Below are 16,146 nucleotides of genomic sequence, written 5' to 3'. Positions count from 1 at the left end.
ACATTCAGAAAGTGAAGCCCACACTCAGGTGCAGGCGCCACTTATTCAAAGCCTGGGCGTGTGCCAGGTCCATGCGTACCGGACCAATCGGGCTGCGCCAACGTGCGCCCACACCATAACTCCATTGGGCTTTGAGCAAGTGAAAGGCATTGGCCACAGCACCCACATCGGCAAACACGGCAGTTTCCCAATCGGTTGTCGTTCCCTGCCAGCGCATGGGGTGTTGCCATTCCACACTGCCAGTGCTCAGGTAGCGGCCAGCGCCGATTTGCCCATTGCCCAAGTCTATGCCGATGCTGTTGAAAGCATAGCCCCTGACCGTGTTATCGCCTCCCGTGAGAAACAGTTGGGTGGTGGGTATATTTCGAGTGTCCTGAATCACCACACTGCCCATCGAGGCACGCAAGGCGATGCGGCCACTTCGTTCGCCCAGCGGCCAGATGTGCAGACCTTTGGCCAGCCAGCGCGCAAAGGGTTGTTGAACTTGCCCCAAGCTGGTGCCCGCACCCAGTTCAATCCCTAGGCCCAGACCGCGCGTGGGAAAGAGCAAGCTGTCAAAGTCGCGCCAGGCCCAGGCAAAGTTGCCACTCCAGGATTCCACGGCCCCGAGTGGGTTATTTTGTTGGGTGGCGACATCGTATTGGGCAAAGTACGAGCGGTCGATTCGGGGGGCCATTTGGATCCGGCCAGCACGCCAACGTTGGCTGCTGATCATGACGTCCACTTGTTGCTGTCTTTGCAATTGGGCAGAGGTGTTCCAGCGCCACAAACTGTTGTCGGGTGGGGCCAACAATTCCACGCCGAAGCTCTGCAGGTCCTTGTCAACGGCCACGCGGCTCACGGCTCGCCAGTGCAAGCCTGGGATACTGTGGTGCGTGTGTTCGGCTGTCAGGCGAGGGCCGCTGTCACTGCGCACTCCCACGCCAAGCTGCCACCTTTGGCGAAGGCTTTCCTTGATCTCAATGTTGACGGGTGCTTGCGCCTGCTCGCCCTCCGGGTCCAGGCTGATGAAGACCGAGTCATAAAAACCACTGAGCACCAGCCGCTGTTGGGCCTCCAGCAGATCGTTTTGCCGATAGGCTTGACCCGATGAGAGGCGGGCCAATCGTTCGACTTGTTGCGAGCCGTATTTGGTGGCACCAGAAATCTTCAATTCGCCAAGACGTACTACCGGTCCAGAGTCCATCGTCAAGGTCAGGCTCACCTGGTTGTTGAGGGTGTCGATCCGGGCTTGGCTCTGTGTCAGACGGCCCCAAGGGTAAAGCTCTGCGACCAATTGCCGCAATGCTTTGTTTTTGGCACGATCCCAGGCCGATTGCGTGAAGATTTCACCCGGTGGCAAGCCCCATTGCTTCTCGATGATCGATTGAAGAACGACGCCTGATGTAGGGTCTGTCATCTCACCCTGCCATTGCCACTGCACTTGCGTGACCCGGGCGGCCGGGCCGGTCTGAACGTCAAGGATCACCTGGCCCAAATGGCCCGATGCATTGGGGGCTGCGGTTTTGTCATGGTGCCAGGTCAGCGCAGGGTTGAAAAACCCCAGTGTGGCCAACAATTCGCGCGCTTGATCGTCGGCATCGGTCAGCAGACGCGTCAATTCGGTGTGGTCCAGGTCGCTCAGGGCCTGATAGCGACGCAGCGCCATGTGTTGGACAAGAAAGTCACGGATGTTCTCGTCTTTGCTGCGCACCGTCCATGCAAATGCAACAGGTGTGGCGGGCATGACCGACTTGGGGGCCGACGTGCTATTGGCATGGGCAGGAGAAACGAAACAGGCGAAGAGAGCAAAACAGCCCATTATCAGCAGGGCTGTCCAAGGTTTTGAGACCTCAAACCATGTCATTTGCTCAGCAAACGCATCGCATCTTCCAGCCCTTTGAGGGTCAGCGGGAACATGCGGTTGCTCATCAGCTGCTGGATGATGGAAATGCTTTGGCGGTATTGCCACACGCCTTGGGGCTCTGGGTTGATCCAGGCGAACTTGGGGAAGGTGTGCGTCAGGCGTTGCAGCCATTCGGCCCCGGCCTCTTCGTTGTTGTATTCAACGCTGCCGCCTTTTTGCAAAATCTCATAGGGGCTCATGGTCGCGTCGCCAATGAAGATCAGCTTGTAGTCCTTGTTGTACTTGCGCAGGATGTCCCAGGTCGGGAATTTTTCGGCATAGCGGCGCTTGTTGTTCTTCCACATGAAGTCATAGACGCAATTGTGGAAGTAATAAAAATCCAGGTGCTTGAACTCGGCCTTGACGGCCGAGAACATTTCTTCAACGCGTGCGATGTGATCGTCCATGGTGCCGCCCACATCCATGAGCAGCAGCACCTTCACGTTGTTGTGGCGCTCGGGGCGCATCAAAATGTCCAGGTACCCCGCATTGGCTGCGGTTTTGCGGATGGTGCCATCCAAGTCCAGCTCTTCCACCGAGCCTTCGCGCGCAAAGCGGCGCAGGCGGCGCAGCGCCACCTTGATGTTGCGCGTGCCCAGCTCTTGTTGGTCGTCGTAGTCCTTGTAGGCCCGTTGCTCCCACACTTTGACGGCGCTCTTGTTGCCACCCTTGCCACCGATGCGGATGCCCTGCGGGTTGTGGCCGCCATTGCCAAAAGGCGAGGTACCTCCGGTGCCGATCCACTTGTTGCCGCCTTCATGGCGCTCTTTTTGTTCTTCTAGACGCTTTTTGAGCGTGTCCATCAACTCGTCCCAGCCCATCTTCTCGATGGCGGCTTTTTGCTCGGGCGTGAGTTCCTTTTGCAGGATTTTTTCGAGCCATTCCAGCGGCACTTCTTTGGTGAAGTCGGTCAGCATCTCCACGCCCTCGAAGTAGGCGCCAAAAGCCTTGTCGAACTTGTCGAAGTGCTTCTCATCCTTGACCATCACGGTGCGGGCCAAGTGGTAAAAATCGTCGATGCTGCAGGCATCAGACGCCGGGCCGACCACATTGGCCTGCAAGGCTTCGAGCAGCGTCAGGTACTCGCGCACCGACACCGGCAATTTGGCTGCACGCAGGGTGTAGAAAAAATCGATCAGCATGACGTCTTTCTGTCCTCAGGCCCGCACACGTGCGAGTTGGTAGTCCAAATGTGTTTTGACATTGGGCCATTCACTGGCAATGATGCTGTAAACGCAGGTGTCGCGCAGTGCGCCAGCGCCCAAAGGATGGGGGTTGATTTGGTGGCTGCGCAGCACGCCGTCGAGCTTGGCGCCCAGGCGCTCGATGGCGCGACGGCTTTGCTGGTTGAAGAAATGCGTTCGAAACTCCACCGCGATGCAATTCAGTTGCTCAAACGCATGGGCCAACAACAAGCGCTTGGCTTCGGTGTTGAGGGGGCTGCGTTGCACGCTTTGGCGGTACCAGGTCGAGCCGATTTCAACCCGGCGGTTGGCCGCGTCGATGTTCATGTAGGTGGTCATGCCAACGGCTTGGTTGGTCGCTGGGTCGATCACAGCGAATGGACACATGCTGCCCTTGGCCTGCAAGTCCAGGCGGCGGGTGATTTCGGCCGCCATGCCTTGTGGCGAGGGGATGGCGGTGTACCAAAGCTGCCAAAGTTCACCATCGCGCACCGCTTCTTGCAAATCGGCCGCATGGCTGGCGTGCAGAGGCTCCAGCCGGACATGTGTTCCGCTCAGCGTGGTGGGTGCAGCGAAAGCGGGCATGGGCTCAGCGGTTGCGCTGGTTCATGAAGACCAGTTTTTCAAACAAGGTCACGTCCTGTTCGTTTTTGAGCAAGGCACCCACCAACGGTGGCACCGACACTTTTTGGTCAGCGCTTTGTAGGGCTTCGAGCGGAATATCTTCTGCGACCAGCAGTTTGAGCCAGTCGAGCAATTCGCTGGTCGAAGGCTTTTTCTTCAGGCCCGGCAGGCCGCGCACGTCGTAAAAAGTCTTGAGGGCCAGGGCCAGCAGGTCTTTTTTGAGCGTGGGGAAGTGCACATCCACGATTTGCCGCATCGTGTCGGCTTCAGGGAACTTGATGTAGTGAAAAAAGCAGCGGCGCAGGAAGGCGTCGGGCAGTTCTTTTTCGTTGTTCGAGGTGATGAACACCAGCGGACGGGTTTTGGCCTTGATCAGCTGGCGCGTTTCGTAGCAATAGAACTCCATGCGGTCGATCTCGCGCAGCAGGTCGTTCGGGAACTCGATGTCCGCCTTGTCGATCTCGTCGATCAGGATGGCCACAGGCGTCTCAGACGTGAAAGCCTGCCAGAGCACACCTTTGATGATGTAGTTCTCAATGTCTTTGACCTTCTCGTCACCCAGTTGGCTGTCACGCAGACGGCTCACGGCGTCGTATTCGTAAAGGCCTTGCTGCGCTTTTGTGGTCGACTTGATGTGCCACTGCAGCAGGGGCAGGCCCAAAGCCTCGGCCACTTCTTCGGCCAACATGGTTTTGCCGGTGCCGGGCTCGCCTTTGACCAAAAGGGGGCGTGTGAGGGTAATGGCGGCGTTCACGGCCAGCATCAGGTCGGGGGTGGCGACGTAGTTTTCGGTACCTTGGAATTTCATGGTTACAGCTTCTCGCAAAAGGCTCAGGGGCTTGTCAGGATTATGAGGGGCAGCCCGATATAATCTGCACTTGATTTTTATCAATCACTTGGATTGTGTAAGCAAAATGAACAAGCTCTTGAATTCGATGTTTGCCCTGGCTGTCGCCTCTGTGACCGCTGTTTCTGCCCATGCCCAAGAGATCAAGGGCGACGCCAAAGCGGCCGAACAAAAAATCGCCATGTGCATCGGCTGCCACAGCATCCAGGGCTACCAGTCGAGTTTCCCCGAGGTCTATCGCGTGCCGATGATCTCCGGCCAGAACGCCAAGTACATCGTGGCCTCGCTCAATGCCTACAAGAAGGGTGAACGCAAGCACCCCACCATGCGTGGCATTGCCGACAGCCTGAGCGAGCAAGACATGGCGGATTTGGGTGCTTACTACGAGCAACACGGCAAGATTCAAGCTGTAACCAAAACGCCCAAGGTGCCTGATGCCAAAGTGGCCGCCTTGTTGCAAAAAGGCGCTTGCATTTCCTGCCATGGTGATAATTTTTCCAAGCCCCTTGATCCAAGCTACCCCAAAATTGCGGGTCAGCACAAAGACTATCTGTTTGTGGCTTTGAAGTCCTACAAAGTTGAAAACCAGAACACCTGGGGCCGCAACAATGTTGTCATGGGCGGCATTGCCAAGCAGTTCACCAACGCCGAGCTGAAGGCCATGTCAGCCTACATCGCGTCACTCGACGGCGAGATGAAGGTCATCCCACAGCCTCGCCTGCGTTGAAGCCCTGAATTTTTTCGACAAAGAACCCGCTTCGGCGGGTTTTTTGTGGTCTGTGCACTTCGAGTCGGATCAATCTCGGGTGGCGTGGCGTTGCACGCAGGCAATGTAAGCCTGGCCATCTGGCATGCGGCCCGAGCGCTGGCTTTCGTGCACCATGCTGCCCAGGCATTCCATAGCCTGGTGGTGCGCGTCATGCAGTGAGTTAAGCCGGTGGGTCAGCAGTTCCACGGCCTGGCGGATGCCCTGGGGTTGATCGATGCTGCATTGCTCGCTGATGGACAGGTGCATCGACAGGTGCAAGAACAGGTTCTCGCGATTCGGGTCCACCTGGTGCATTTGCGCCAGCGCGGCATCGACATCTGCCAGTTCGGCGTGGTATTCGGGGTGTTCGTTGATCCATTGGCTGACGAGCATTTCCATGGGTTCTAGCGCGACCGCTGTGCGGGCTTTGGCGTAGACGCCGCAAAAAAAGCGCCGGACATCGGCTTGTGAAGGTTGGATCAGCATGGGGTGGATTGTCTCTGAGGTGTGTGCTGGCTTGATTTCTGTATTCGCTATCAGGGGAGCGAGAGCTCGGGGTCCGGGGCCGGGACTCAGAGGCGCTTCGCTTTGCCACATCGCCCCGGCCGCGGACCCCGACCTCTTACGTGGGTGGGTTCACAGAGAGTTCAAAACGCAACAGGGTACTCATTACCACTGCCTGAGCAAGGTGGGGCGGCGGCGCGGGTTGGGCGATGTGGCAAAGCGAAACGCCTCTGAGCTCGGCCAGCGCCGCCATCCCGCCTTGCGGACCTGCACTGACATCTCTTGCGTGTGCCGTCGTCAACAGCACACGCAAGCCCACTAGCCGCCTCTAAAATGCCTTAAAACACCCACTGTACGTGCAATCTAATGCATGCACTTCACCCTCAAGAGAACAGTCACATGAACCAAGCCTACATTTGCGACGCGATCCGTACCCCGTTTGGCCGTTACGGCGGCGCCCTGAGCAGTGTCCGCACCGACGACCTGGGCGCTGTGCCCCTGCGCGCGCTGATGGCCCGCAACCCCAATGTCGACTGGGCCTCTGTGACCGACGTGCTGTACGGTTGTGCCAACCAGGCTGGTGAAGACAACCGCAACGTGGCCCACATGGCCAGTTTGCTGGCCGGTTTGCCCATTGACGTGCCGGGGGCTACCCTCAACCGCCTGTGCGGCTCGGGCCTGGATGCCATCGGCACCGCCGCCCGCGCCATCAAGGCGGGTGAAGCGGGTTTGATGATTGCGGGTGGCGTGGAAAGCATGAGCCGCGCCCCGTTCGTGATGCCCAAGGCCGACACCGCCTTCAGCCGCAACAACGCGGTGTATGACACCACCATTGGCTGGCGCTTCATCAACAAGTTGATGAAAGCCCAGTACGGCGTGGATTCGATGCCCGAGACCGCTGAAAACGTGGCCACCGACTACAAGATCGAGCGCGAGGCGCAAGACCTGATGGCCTACAACAGCCAGATGCGCGCCGTGGCCGCCATCAAAGCGGGTCACCTGGCGCGAGAAATTGTGGGCGTGAGCATCCCGCAGAAAAAGGGCGATCCGATCATGGTGGACACCGACGAGCACCCTCGCGAAACCAGCCTCGAATCGCTGGCCAAGCTCAAAGGCGTGGTGCGCCCCGACGGCACCGTGACCGCAGGCAACGCTTCGGGTGTGAACGATGGCGCTTGTGCCTTGCTGCTGGCCGATGAAGCCACCGCTGCCAAAAATGGTTTGACGCCCAAGGCCCGCGTCGTGGGCATGGCCACGGCCGGTGTCGCGCCTCGCGTGATGGGCATTGGCCCGGCGCCTGCGACCCTCAAAGTGTTGGCGCAGACCAGCTTGACGATTGACCACATGGACGTGATCGAGTTGAACGAAGCCTTCGCCGCACAAGGCTTGGCGGTTATGCGCATGTTGGGCCTGAAAGACGACGACGCCCGCGTGAACGCCTGGGGCGGTGCGATTGCCTTGGGTCACCCGCTGGGTGCATCGGGCGCCCGCTTGGCCACCACGGCCATCAACCGCCTGCAACAAACCGCTGGCCGCTACGCGCTGTGCACCATGTGCATTGGTGTGGGGCAGGGCATTGCGCTGATCATCGAGCGCGTTTGAATGGGGCGGGCTTGGGCGTCAATGGGGTGCCCGCAAGTCTTGCTCATTCCATGAAGTCCTTCATTCGTTAAAAGAACCGTTCAACATTCCTTTTTTTACGAACTTAAAAACCGCTTTATTCAGACATTAATTTCAGTTTCTGGCCTAGACTCCAGCCCTTGCAAGACACAATGACTTGTTTGCCTGGGCGCAGGCGAGTCATGAAAAAACTGAAAGGTGTTTATGGAAACCGTGGCTCCCTTGTGGCTATGGGTGACGTTTGTGGCCATCGTGGTGGCGTCGCTCTTTGTGGATTTTGTGGTGCTGAAAAAGCAAGGCGCACACGACATCGGTGTCAAAGAAGCGCTCAACTGGTCGCTGATCTGGGTCGCCCTGAGCTTTTTGTTCAACGGCCTATTTTGGTGGGCCATCAAGGACACCACGGGTTCAGCTGAGTTGGCCAACACCAAGTCGCTGGAATTCCTGACCGGTTACCTGATTGAGAAATCGCTGGCGGTGGACAATATTTTTGTCTTCCTGATGATCTTCACGTATTTCGCGGTGCCTTCACACTTTCAAAAGCGCGTGCTGATGATCGGCATCATCGGGGCCATCGTGCTGCGCACCATCATGATCTTGGTGGGCGGTTGGTTACTCCAGCAGTTCCACTGGATCCTGTACGTGTTCGGTGCCTTCCTGATCCTGACAGGTGTCAAGATGTGGTGGGCGGCAGGCCAGGAGCCATCTCTGGACGATAACCCCGCCTTGAAGCTGTTGCGTAAATTTTTGCCCGTCAGCAAGAACTATGACGGTGAAAAATTCTGGACCATCGAAAACGGCCAAAAAATCGCCACCCCTTTGTTCATGGTGATTTGCCTGATTGCCCTGACCGATGTGATCTTTGCGGTGGACTCCATCCCCGCCATCTTCGCCATCACGACCGACCCCTTCATCGTACTGACCAGCAACGTGTTCGCCATTTTGGGTTTGCGCGCCATGTACTTCCTTTTGGCGGCCGTGGCCAGCAAGTTCCACCTGCTCAACTACGGTTTGGCGGTCATCCTGGTCTTTATTGGCACCAAGATGTGCTTGATCGATGTCTTCAAAATCCCTGTGGGCATATCGCTGGGCGTTGTGGTCGCAATTTTGGCCATCACCATGGTGCTGAGCGTTCGTTCTTCTTCCTCTTCTTCATCTAATTCTTGAAGCCCAACGGACATCCCCGGTGCTCATCCGGGGATGTCCACAGCGTCAGATCAGGTCTTCAGTTGGGATTGAGGGCACTGGCCAACAGCAAACGTTGCACCAGCGGGTGTTGCACCTTCTTTTCGGTGCCAATGGCAAAAAAGTGTTCCTTCACGCCTTCGCAGGCCCCAAGTTTTTGCACCGAGTAATGCGCCAACAACTCGTCATGCATGCATTCCGCGGCCGGGAACACCCCCATGCCGCTTTCACCAAAGGTCTTGAGCAAGGCGCTGTCCTCGAATTCGCCGACGATGCGCGGGCGAATGTCGTGGTGCTCAAACCAGTGGTCCAAGCGTGTACGAACCGCTGTGTGTTCGGTGGGCAACAGCACAGGCACTTCGGCCAGACTGGCGGGAAATGTTTTGCGCGCGACCTTCACCAGCGATGCACTGCCGTACCAGGACACGGCCGATGAGCCCAAAGCATGGTTGTACAGCTTGAGGTTGACGTTGGTGGGGGCAGGGCGGTCCGACAACACCACGTCCAAGCGGTGCAGCGCGAGGTCGCCCAACAAATCGTCGAATTCGCCCTCGTGGCACAACAAGCGCAGGTGCGGCTCGCCCATCACCGGTTGCATCAGCTGGCGCACCACCAGCTTGGGCAAACCATCCGAGATGCCTGCAGCAAGGCGCACCGTCGGAGAGCTGACGGCGTCGCGCACTTTCGCGGGCAGATCTTCACCGAGCTGAAAAATCTGATCGGCCTGTTGCATGGCGGCCAGGCCTGCATCGGTCAAGACCAGCCCACGCCCAGCAGGCTTGAGCAAGGCATAACCGAGCGACTTTTCCAATTCATGCACTTGGGCGCTCACGGTTTGCACCGCCATGTCGAGCTTGACGGCCGCCCGCGTGATGCCACCTTCCTTGGCCACCACCCAGAAGTAGTACAGGTGCTTGTAGTTGAACGTGGATTTCATGGATAGTTTTGCGAGAGTATATTTCTCGAATTATCCGCTTTTCCATGAGTTAAGAGACGCTTCTAAGACGGGGGTCATCGTGGAAAAAACACTGGCTGGATGAAAACTCTGTACTCTTGGGGTAAGGCACCCTCGCATGGGATGGCCAGCGGTGTCGGCCTCGAACAAACGCAGGCCTTGCGTTCGGCGTCTGCATAAAAGGCCAACAGCGCATCGCACGGCCAACTGCAAACCGAAAACCGAAAACCGAAAATCGCTACACGGTCTGCCCTGCCTCACGCAGGGCTTGCTTACCACTGGTGGCGGGATCAAGCAGATGACCCGTGTGCTGAGCCTGCTGACGTTCAGGCCAGCAAATCCAGCAGCGTGCGCGCCACCACCTTGGTGGCCCGGCGCAGGTCTTCCAACTGCACATGCTCGTCGGCGCGTTTGGCGTTGGATTCAAGCACGGTGCGGGGGCCTGCGCCGTAAATCACGCCGGGGATGCCGCGCTCCACGTACAGACGCACGTCGGTGTACAGCGGTGTGCCGATGGCAGGGATGGCTTCACCAAAGACCTGGCCACTGTGTTTCTGAATCGCTTCCACCAGTGGCTTGTTGCCGGGCAGGGGTTTCATGGCGTTGGCCAGGAGCATGCGGCGCACATCCACTTTCAGCACATGGCCACCGCGTGGGGGCTTGAAGCTGGCGGCCGCATTGGCAATGGTCTGGCGGATGCTGGCTTCGACTTCTGCAGGGTTCTCTTCGGGGATCATGCGGCGGTCGAGCTTGAAGCTGACTTTGCCGGGCACCACGTTGGTGTTGGTGCCGCCTTCGATCAGGCCCACGTTCAAATAAGGGTGGCTGATGCCCTCGACCTTGGATGTGACTTGCAGGTATTGCGTGTTGAGGGCGAGCAGGGCATTCAAGATGTGCACCGCGCCTTGCAGTGCGTCGGTGCCGCTGTCGGGAATGGCCGCGTGCGACATCTCGCCTTGCACCGTCACTTCCATTTGCAGGCAGCCGTTGTGCGCGGTGACGACCTGGTAGCTGAAGCCTGCGGCGATCATCAAGTCAGGCTTGGTCAGGCCCTTGGCCAGCAGCCAACCGGGGCCCATTTCGCCGCCAAACTCTTCGTCGTAGGTGAAGTGCAGTTCCACGCCGCCCTTCAATGGTGCTTTGAGGGATTCGAGCGCGCGCGTGGCAAAAGTGAAGGTCGAAAAGTCGCACTTGCTCACGGCGGTGGCACGGCCGTACATGGCGCCGTTGTGGATTTCGCCGCCATAGGGCGGGTGCGTCCAGCCTTCGCCGGGGGGCACCACGTCGCCGTGGGCGTTCAGGGCAATGGTTTTGCCTTCGCCGTATGGGCGGCGCACGATCAGGTTGGTGACGGATTCGAGGCCGTAGGCTTTCACCTCGGCTGTGGGCACGGTGTGCTTTTCGGCGACAAAGCCCATGGGCTGCAGCAGTTCGGCGGTGCGCTCGGCGTGGGGCGCGTTGTTGCCGGGTGGCGTGTCGGTGGGCACCTGCACCAAGGCCTGCATGAACTTGACCTGCTCGTCAAAGTGCGCGTCGATCCAGGCGTCGAGTTGTTGGTATTGGTTTTCGGTAACGCTCATGACAATTCCGTTGTAAGTTGGTTCAAAACATGGGTGAAGGCGTCGACACACAGTTGCATGTCGTCGCTGGTGGTCGATTCGCGTGGGTTGTGGCTGATGCCCCCGTTTTCGCCGCGCACAAACAACATGGCTTGCGGCATGACTTCGTGCAGCTTCATCGCGTCGTGGCCCGCGCCGCTGGGCAGTTTGAACAGCGGCACGCCCAAGGCGCTCACGGCACGCTCCCAACGCGCTTGCCATTCGGGGGCGCTGGGGGCCGCGTTGGCGCTCATGGTCAGCTCAGTTTTGACGCGCACGCCACGGCGCTCGGCAATGTGGTCGAGTTGTGCCATCACATCCGCCACCAGAGCGTCGCGTTGCGCGTCGGTGGGGGCTCGCATGTCCAGGCTGAACAGGCAGCGGCCTGGCACCACATTGATCGAGCCGTTGGGCACTTGCAGCTGGCCAATGGTGGCCACGCTGTCGCCGTCTTGGGTGGCGCGTTGCTCCATGTAGAGCGCGAGTTCAGCCACGGCGCAGGCCGCGTCGCGGCGGCGGTCCATGGGGGTGGTGCCTGCGTGGCTGGCGGTGCCGAAGACCTCGCACAGGTAGCGCACGCTGCCGTTGATGGACGTGACCACGCCCAGCGGGATGTTGACCTCGTTGAGCACCGGGCCTTGCTCGATGTGGACCTCGATAAAGCCGAGGTACTGCGCCGGGTCGCGCTGGATTTTGGGGATGTCGTCGATGCACAGGCCCGCGTGCTGCATGGCGGCGCGCATGGTGATGCCGTCGGCATCTTGCTGGTCCAGCCAGGCGGGGTTGAACTGGCCAATGAGCGCACCCGAGCCGAGGAAGGTGGCCTTGTAGCGCTGGCCTTCTTCTTCGGCAAAGGCGACGACTTCGATGCCAAAGGGCAAACGCTTGCCCTGCTGGTGCAGCTGCTGCACACAGGCCATGGGCACAAAGATGCCCAAGCGGCCGTCGTACTTGCCGCCGTTGCGCACGGTGTCGTAGTGGCTGCCCGTCATCAGATAACGTGCCCCCACGCTCCCCACTGCGTGTGGTTCGCTGCCCCCCAAGGGGGCGCTCGCCAGCTTGGGGCGGCCCGGCGCTGGCTCGTTTGCACCCGCAGTGGCCGGGTGGTAGCGACCCACCACATTGCCCACGGCATCGGTGAAGACCTCGTCAAAACCGCAGTCGCGCATGTTTTGCGTGATGCGTTGGGCGCAGGCGCGGTGGGCGTCGGTGAGGTACGTCACGGTGAGTTGGCCCTTTTCGGCAAAGCCGGGGTCACTGTGCTGGGCCAGCTTTTCCTGCCAATCCCAGACCTGGTGACCCAGCGTGGGTTCCACGCCAAATTTGTCGTTCAGTCGGATCTCGACGATGCGGTGGATGTTGCGCAGGCACTCAGCCAACTCCATGTCGGGGTGGCCGAACAGACGGCGCTCAAAGGCTTCGATGATCTGTTTTTTGCGCAAGCCCACGCCGCGCGGGCCACGCACGGCCAGGATGAAGGGCCAGCCGAACTTGGCGTTGTAGTCGGCGTTGAGCTTTTGAATCTTGGCGAACTCTTCGGGCGTGCAGTCGGTCAAGCCTGCCTTGGATTGTTCGTTGGTCGATTCGGCCGTCAGCGTTTTGCTGACCATGGCCTTGCCCGCGAGCTCGGGGTGGGCGCGGATCAGGCCCAGCTGCGCGTCACGCCCGGCGTGCGCCAGCACTTCGCACATGGCGTGCTTGAGGTGGGCCAGGGATGTGAAGGGGCGTTCATTGAGCGCCTGCTCGGCAATCCAGGGCGAATGCTCGTACAGGCCGTCGAGCATTTGCGCCGCATCTTCGCGGCTGGCGCTGTTGAGTTGTTCCAGAGTCAGGGCCATGTTCAGTCCTTATAGGGGTGTGTGGCTTTCCAGTGCCGTGCAATGTCGATGCGCCGCGCCACCCAGACTTTGTCGTGCGACTGGATGTGGTCCAAAAAGCGTTGCAGCGCGGTGATGCGGCCGGGGCGGCCGAGTAGGCGGCAGTGCATGCCGATGCTCATCATCTTGGGGGCGTTGTCGCCACTCGGGTCACCTTCGGCGTACAGCGCGTCAAAGGTGTCCTTCATATACTGAAAGAACGGGTCGGCGTGCGAATAGCCTTGCGGCAACGCAAAGCGCATGTCGTTGCAGTCCAGGGTGTAGGGCACGATGAGTTGGTGCGCATCGGTGCCGTCGCTCTTCTTCACTTTCATCCAAAACGGCAGGTCTTCGCCGTAGTAGTCGCTGTCGTATTCAAAGCCGCCAAAGTCAGCGACCAGGCGGCGCGTGTTGGGGCTGTCGCGCCCGGTGTACCAGCCCAGTGGGCGTTCACCGGTCAGATGCTGAATGATCGCCATCGCCTCGGCCATGTGGGCGCGCTCGGTGGCTTCGTCGATGTGTTGGTAGTGGATCCACTTGAGGCCATGGCAGGCGATGTCGTAACCCAGCTCCTTGAAGGCCGCTGTTAACTCGGGGTGCTTTTGCAGCGCGGTGGCCACGCCAAACACGGTGAGCGGCAGGCCGCGTTTTTCAAACTCGCGCAGGATGCGCCACACGCCTGCACGCGAGCCGTATTCGTAGATGCCTTCCATGCTGATGTGCCGCTCGGGGAAGGACGCAGGGTTGAACATCTCGGACAAAAACTGCTCTGACCCTGCATCGCCGTGCAGCACCGAGTTTTCACCGCCTTCTTCGTAGTTCAAGACAAACTGCACCGCCACGCGGGCACCGCCGGGCCATTGGGCGTGCGGCACCTGGCGGCCGTAGCCAATCAGGTCACGGGGGTAGGGCAGGGTGGAGTCGTAGGTGCTCATGGGGTGCTCTTGCGGGTGCTCAAAGGTTCAGGCCAGGGCCAGGGAAATGTCGTGGGTGGGCACTTTGCGGTCGAAGGTCAGACTGGCTTCAACATGCAGCAGGTGCTCGTGCATCAGGCGCACGGCCAAGTCTGAGTCCCGCACCTCCAGTGCGGCCACGATGGCCACATGCTCGTCGGTCGAGTGCTCGGCCTCGTTGCGCGACTGGTACATCAGCGTGATCAACGCGCAGCGCGAGATCAACTCGCCCAGCACCTGGGCCAGCACGTCGTTGTTCATGAGTTCTGCCATGCGCACATGGAAGTCTCCCAGCAATTCGGTACGGCCGGTGATGTCGCCTTGGGTGACCGCTTCGCGTTCTTGCTTGATGTGTTCTCTCAGCGCCACGATTTGTGCGGGCGTGACTTGTTGCACAAAGGCGCGGGTCATTTCGGCCTCCAGCATGCGGCGCACTGCAAACACCTGCTGGGCTTCTTCCACCGAGGGGGCGGCCACAAAAGCGCCGCGAGCGGGCTCGAGCTTGATCAACCGGTTTTGCGAGAGCTGAAACAGCGCCTGGCGCACCAAGGTGCGCGACACGCCAAAGTGGTCGGCCAGCTTTTGTTCGGCCAGTTTGGAGCCGGGCAAAAGCCGGTGCTCCACGATGGCGCGGGTCAGCGATTCGACGATGTGGTGCGTGGTGGAAGTTTCCATGTCTCGCGGTCCCTCGGGGCTGTTGGCCCGGGTGTTTTTGTGTCGGTGGCGCAAATCATAGCCATCAAAAGCAAAATTGTATACACTTCAGTCGACTGGTTTGAAGGGCTTTTCAAAGCCTTGCCAAAACCCCCTTTTTTGACCCCCATTCAAGACAAGCGAGCACACCATGGGATTGAGCACACACGTTCTGGACACCATGCACGGCTGCCCCGCAGCGGGCATGCAGGTGGCCCTGTACACCACGCAAGGCGATCAGGCCACTTTGGTCAAAAGCTTCAGCCTCAACCAAGACGGGCGCAACCCCGACGGCATGCTCTATGACCACGCCAGCTTGCGCAAAGGCACCTACCGTTTGGTGTTCAATGTGAGTGACTACTTCAAGGCCAAGGGCGTGGAATTGCCTGAGCCCAATTTTCTGAACCGCGTCTCGCTGGACTTTGGTGTGGCCCACGAAGACCAGCATTACCACGTGCCCTTGCTGGCCAGCCCTTGGAGCTATTCGACCTATCGCGGGTCTTGAAAGCCATCGGGGCATGTCCCCGGTGATGCGCTCCTGTCGAAGCTGTTGACCAGAGAGGTCTTCAAAGTTTGACTTTGGACAGGTCAAAACTGGGCTTCGGGGGCTTCAGTTTCATGTTTTCCAGGGTTTGCACGATCAGCCCGGCGACAAAACTGTCTCGGTAAGGCTTGCTGTCGGCGGGCACCACGTACCACGGGGATTCGGGCGTGCTGGTGGCGCTCAGGGCCTCTTCGTAAGCCTGGGTGAATTGGGGCCACAACTCGCGGTCGTCAAAATCCGAGGGCTGCAGCTTCCAATGTTTGCGTGGGTCATCCATCCGGGCTTGCAGGCGTTTCTTTTGCTCAGATTTGGAAATGTGCAAATAGCACTTCAAAACGCTGATGCCCGCGTTGTGCAGCAAAGACTCGAAGTGCAGGATGTGGTCGTACCGTTGTTGGCAGGTTTCCTCGTCAATCATGCCCCGCACGCGGGTGACCAGCACATCTTCGTAGTGGCTTCGGTTGAAAATCACCATTTCGCCCCGCGCAGGCGCTTTGGCATGGATGCGCCACAAAAAGTCATGGCGGCTTTCCAACTCGGTGGGCACGCCAAAGGCCTCGGCCCGCACGCCCAAGGGGCTGACGTGGGTGAAAACACTGCGAATCACGCCGTCTTTGCCCGATGTGTCCATGCCCTGAAACACGACCAACAAGCCACGGGTTTTGGCTGCATGCAGGGTGCTTTGCAGTTTGTCGAGCTTTTCGCCCATGTCTGCCAAGTGCTCATCCAATTCGTCACCAGAGAGTTGCCCTTCGGCCGGGGGCTCGGTGTCAAAGTCAGAAAGTTGACATTTGCGCTTGGGCAAAACATACCAAGGGACGTAGTCTGTGATGGGCATGAGGACAGTGTAGGCGCTCGGTCAACATAAGCCCATCCGTTGGTACATCGGACTTTTTGGGGCATGGGTCTGGGCCAACTTAAATTGGGCTGAGACCTACTTTTTGTCTTTG

Annotated in this window: 15 protein-coding genes; 4 read left to right on the top strand and 11 right to left on the bottom strand. The window is 59.2% G+C overall.

Features of this window, described 5'->3' with window-relative positions; genetic code table 11:
• Positions 1-4: 4 nt before the first annotated feature.
• The 4 genes from HEQ17_RS10470 to HEQ17_RS10455 form a co-directional block, all read right to left on the bottom strand.
• Complete coding sequence (locus HEQ17_RS10470; RefSeq protein ID WP_296292690.1) at positions 5-1,726, bottom strand: BamA/TamA family outer membrane protein; 1,722 nt, start codon at positions 1,724-1,726, stop codon at positions 5-7.
• A 116-nt stretch (positions 1,727-1,842) separates the two neighbouring features.
• Complete coding sequence (locus tag HEQ17_RS10465) at positions 1,843-3,027, bottom strand: VWA domain-containing protein (protein WP_296292689.1); 1,185 nt, start codon at positions 3,025-3,027, stop codon at positions 1,843-1,845.
• 15 nt (positions 3,028-3,042) lie between these two features.
• Entirely contained in the window at positions 3,043-3,654 is a 612-nt protein-coding gene (locus tag HEQ17_RS10460) for a GNAT family protein (protein ID WP_296292688.1), read from the bottom strand.
• Between the two features lie 4 nt (positions 3,655-3,658).
• Positions 3,659-4,501, bottom strand: coding sequence for a MoxR family ATPase (locus HEQ17_RS10455; protein ID WP_296292687.1), 843 nt, complete (start codon positions 4,499-4,501; stop codon positions 3,659-3,661).
• A gap of 106 nt (positions 4,502-4,607) precedes the next feature.
• Here HEQ17_RS10455 and HEQ17_RS10450 point away from each other — a divergent pair, with 106 nt between their 5' ends.
• Positions 4,608-5,267, top strand: coding sequence for a c-type cytochrome (locus tag HEQ17_RS10450; RefSeq protein WP_296292685.1), 660 nt, complete (start codon positions 4,608-4,610; stop codon positions 5,265-5,267).
• 69 nt (positions 5,268-5,336) lie between these two features.
• On the opposite strand, the gene HEQ17_RS10445 is transcribed toward HEQ17_RS10450, so the two are convergent.
• A complete protein-coding gene (locus HEQ17_RS10445) occupies positions 5,337-5,771 on the bottom strand; it encodes a DUF1841 family protein (RefSeq protein ID WP_296293729.1) in 435 nt (144 codons plus the stop codon).
• A gap of 420 nt (positions 5,772-6,191) precedes the next feature.
• Here HEQ17_RS10445 and pcaF point away from each other — a divergent pair, with 420 nt between their 5' ends.
• Together pcaF and HEQ17_RS10435 are read left to right on the top strand one after the other, a co-directional pair.
• Complete coding sequence (gene pcaF, locus HEQ17_RS10440) at positions 6,192-7,394, top strand: 3-oxoadipyl-CoA thiolase (protein WP_296292684.1); 1,203 nt, start codon at positions 6,192-6,194, stop codon at positions 7,392-7,394.
• A gap of 222 nt (positions 7,395-7,616) precedes the next feature.
• Complete coding sequence (locus tag HEQ17_RS10435; RefSeq protein WP_296292683.1) at positions 7,617-8,579, top strand: TerC family protein; 963 nt, start codon at positions 7,617-7,619, stop codon at positions 8,577-8,579.
• A 58-nt stretch (positions 8,580-8,637) separates the two neighbouring features.
• Here HEQ17_RS10435 and HEQ17_RS10430 read toward each other — a convergent pair whose 3' ends face one another.
• From HEQ17_RS10430 to HEQ17_RS10410, 5 genes are all read right to left on the bottom strand, one after another.
• Positions 8,638-9,534 (bottom strand): LysR family transcriptional regulator, encoded by an 897-nt coding sequence (locus tag HEQ17_RS10430; protein ID WP_296292682.1) that lies wholly within the window; start codon positions 9,532-9,534, stop codon positions 8,638-8,640.
• Between the two features lie 344 nt (positions 9,535-9,878).
• The gene (locus HEQ17_RS10425; RefSeq protein WP_296292681.1) at positions 9,879-11,132 is read right to left on the bottom strand and encodes a M20/M25/M40 family metallo-hydrolase; all 1,254 of its coding nucleotides are present in this window, start codon (positions 11,130-11,132) and stop codon (positions 9,879-9,881) included.
• Positions 11,129-12,988, bottom strand: coding sequence for a 2-oxo-4-hydroxy-4-carboxy-5-ureidoimidazoline decarboxylase (gene uraD / locus HEQ17_RS10420; protein WP_296292680.1), 1,860 nt, complete (start codon positions 12,986-12,988; stop codon positions 11,129-11,131). The genes HEQ17_RS10425 and uraD overlap by 4 nt, the downstream gene beginning before the upstream one ends.
• A 2-nt stretch (positions 12,989-12,990) precedes the next feature.
• On the bottom strand, positions 12,991-13,941 hold the full coding sequence (puuE, locus tag HEQ17_RS10415; protein WP_296292679.1) for an allantoinase PuuE: 951 nt from the start codon (positions 13,939-13,941) through the stop codon (positions 12,991-12,993).
• Positions 13,942-13,968: 27 nt separating this feature from the next.
• Positions 13,969-14,634 (bottom strand): GntR family transcriptional regulator, encoded by a 666-nt coding sequence (locus HEQ17_RS10410; protein WP_296292678.1) that lies wholly within the window; start codon positions 14,632-14,634, stop codon positions 13,969-13,971.
• A gap of 169 nt (positions 14,635-14,803) precedes the next feature.
• On the opposite strand from HEQ17_RS10410, the gene uraH reads away from it, so the two are divergent.
• Complete coding sequence (uraH, locus tag HEQ17_RS10405) at positions 14,804-15,157, top strand: hydroxyisourate hydrolase (RefSeq protein ID WP_296292677.1); 354 nt, start codon at positions 14,804-14,806, stop codon at positions 15,155-15,157.
• A gap of 61 nt (positions 15,158-15,218) precedes the next feature.
• Here the strand turns inward: uraH and HEQ17_RS10400 are convergent, their stop codons facing one another.
• A complete protein-coding gene (locus HEQ17_RS10400) occupies positions 15,219-16,034 on the bottom strand; it encodes a PPK2 family polyphosphate kinase (RefSeq protein WP_296292676.1) in 816 nt (271 codons plus the stop codon).
• Positions 16,035-16,146: the final 112 nt, after the last annotated feature.

Source organism: Limnohabitans sp. (assembly GCF_023910625.1).
GTDB lineage: Bacteria > Pseudomonadota > Gammaproteobacteria > Burkholderiales > Burkholderiaceae_C > Limnohabitans_A.
This window is presented reverse-complemented; position numbering and strand designations above follow the sequence as displayed.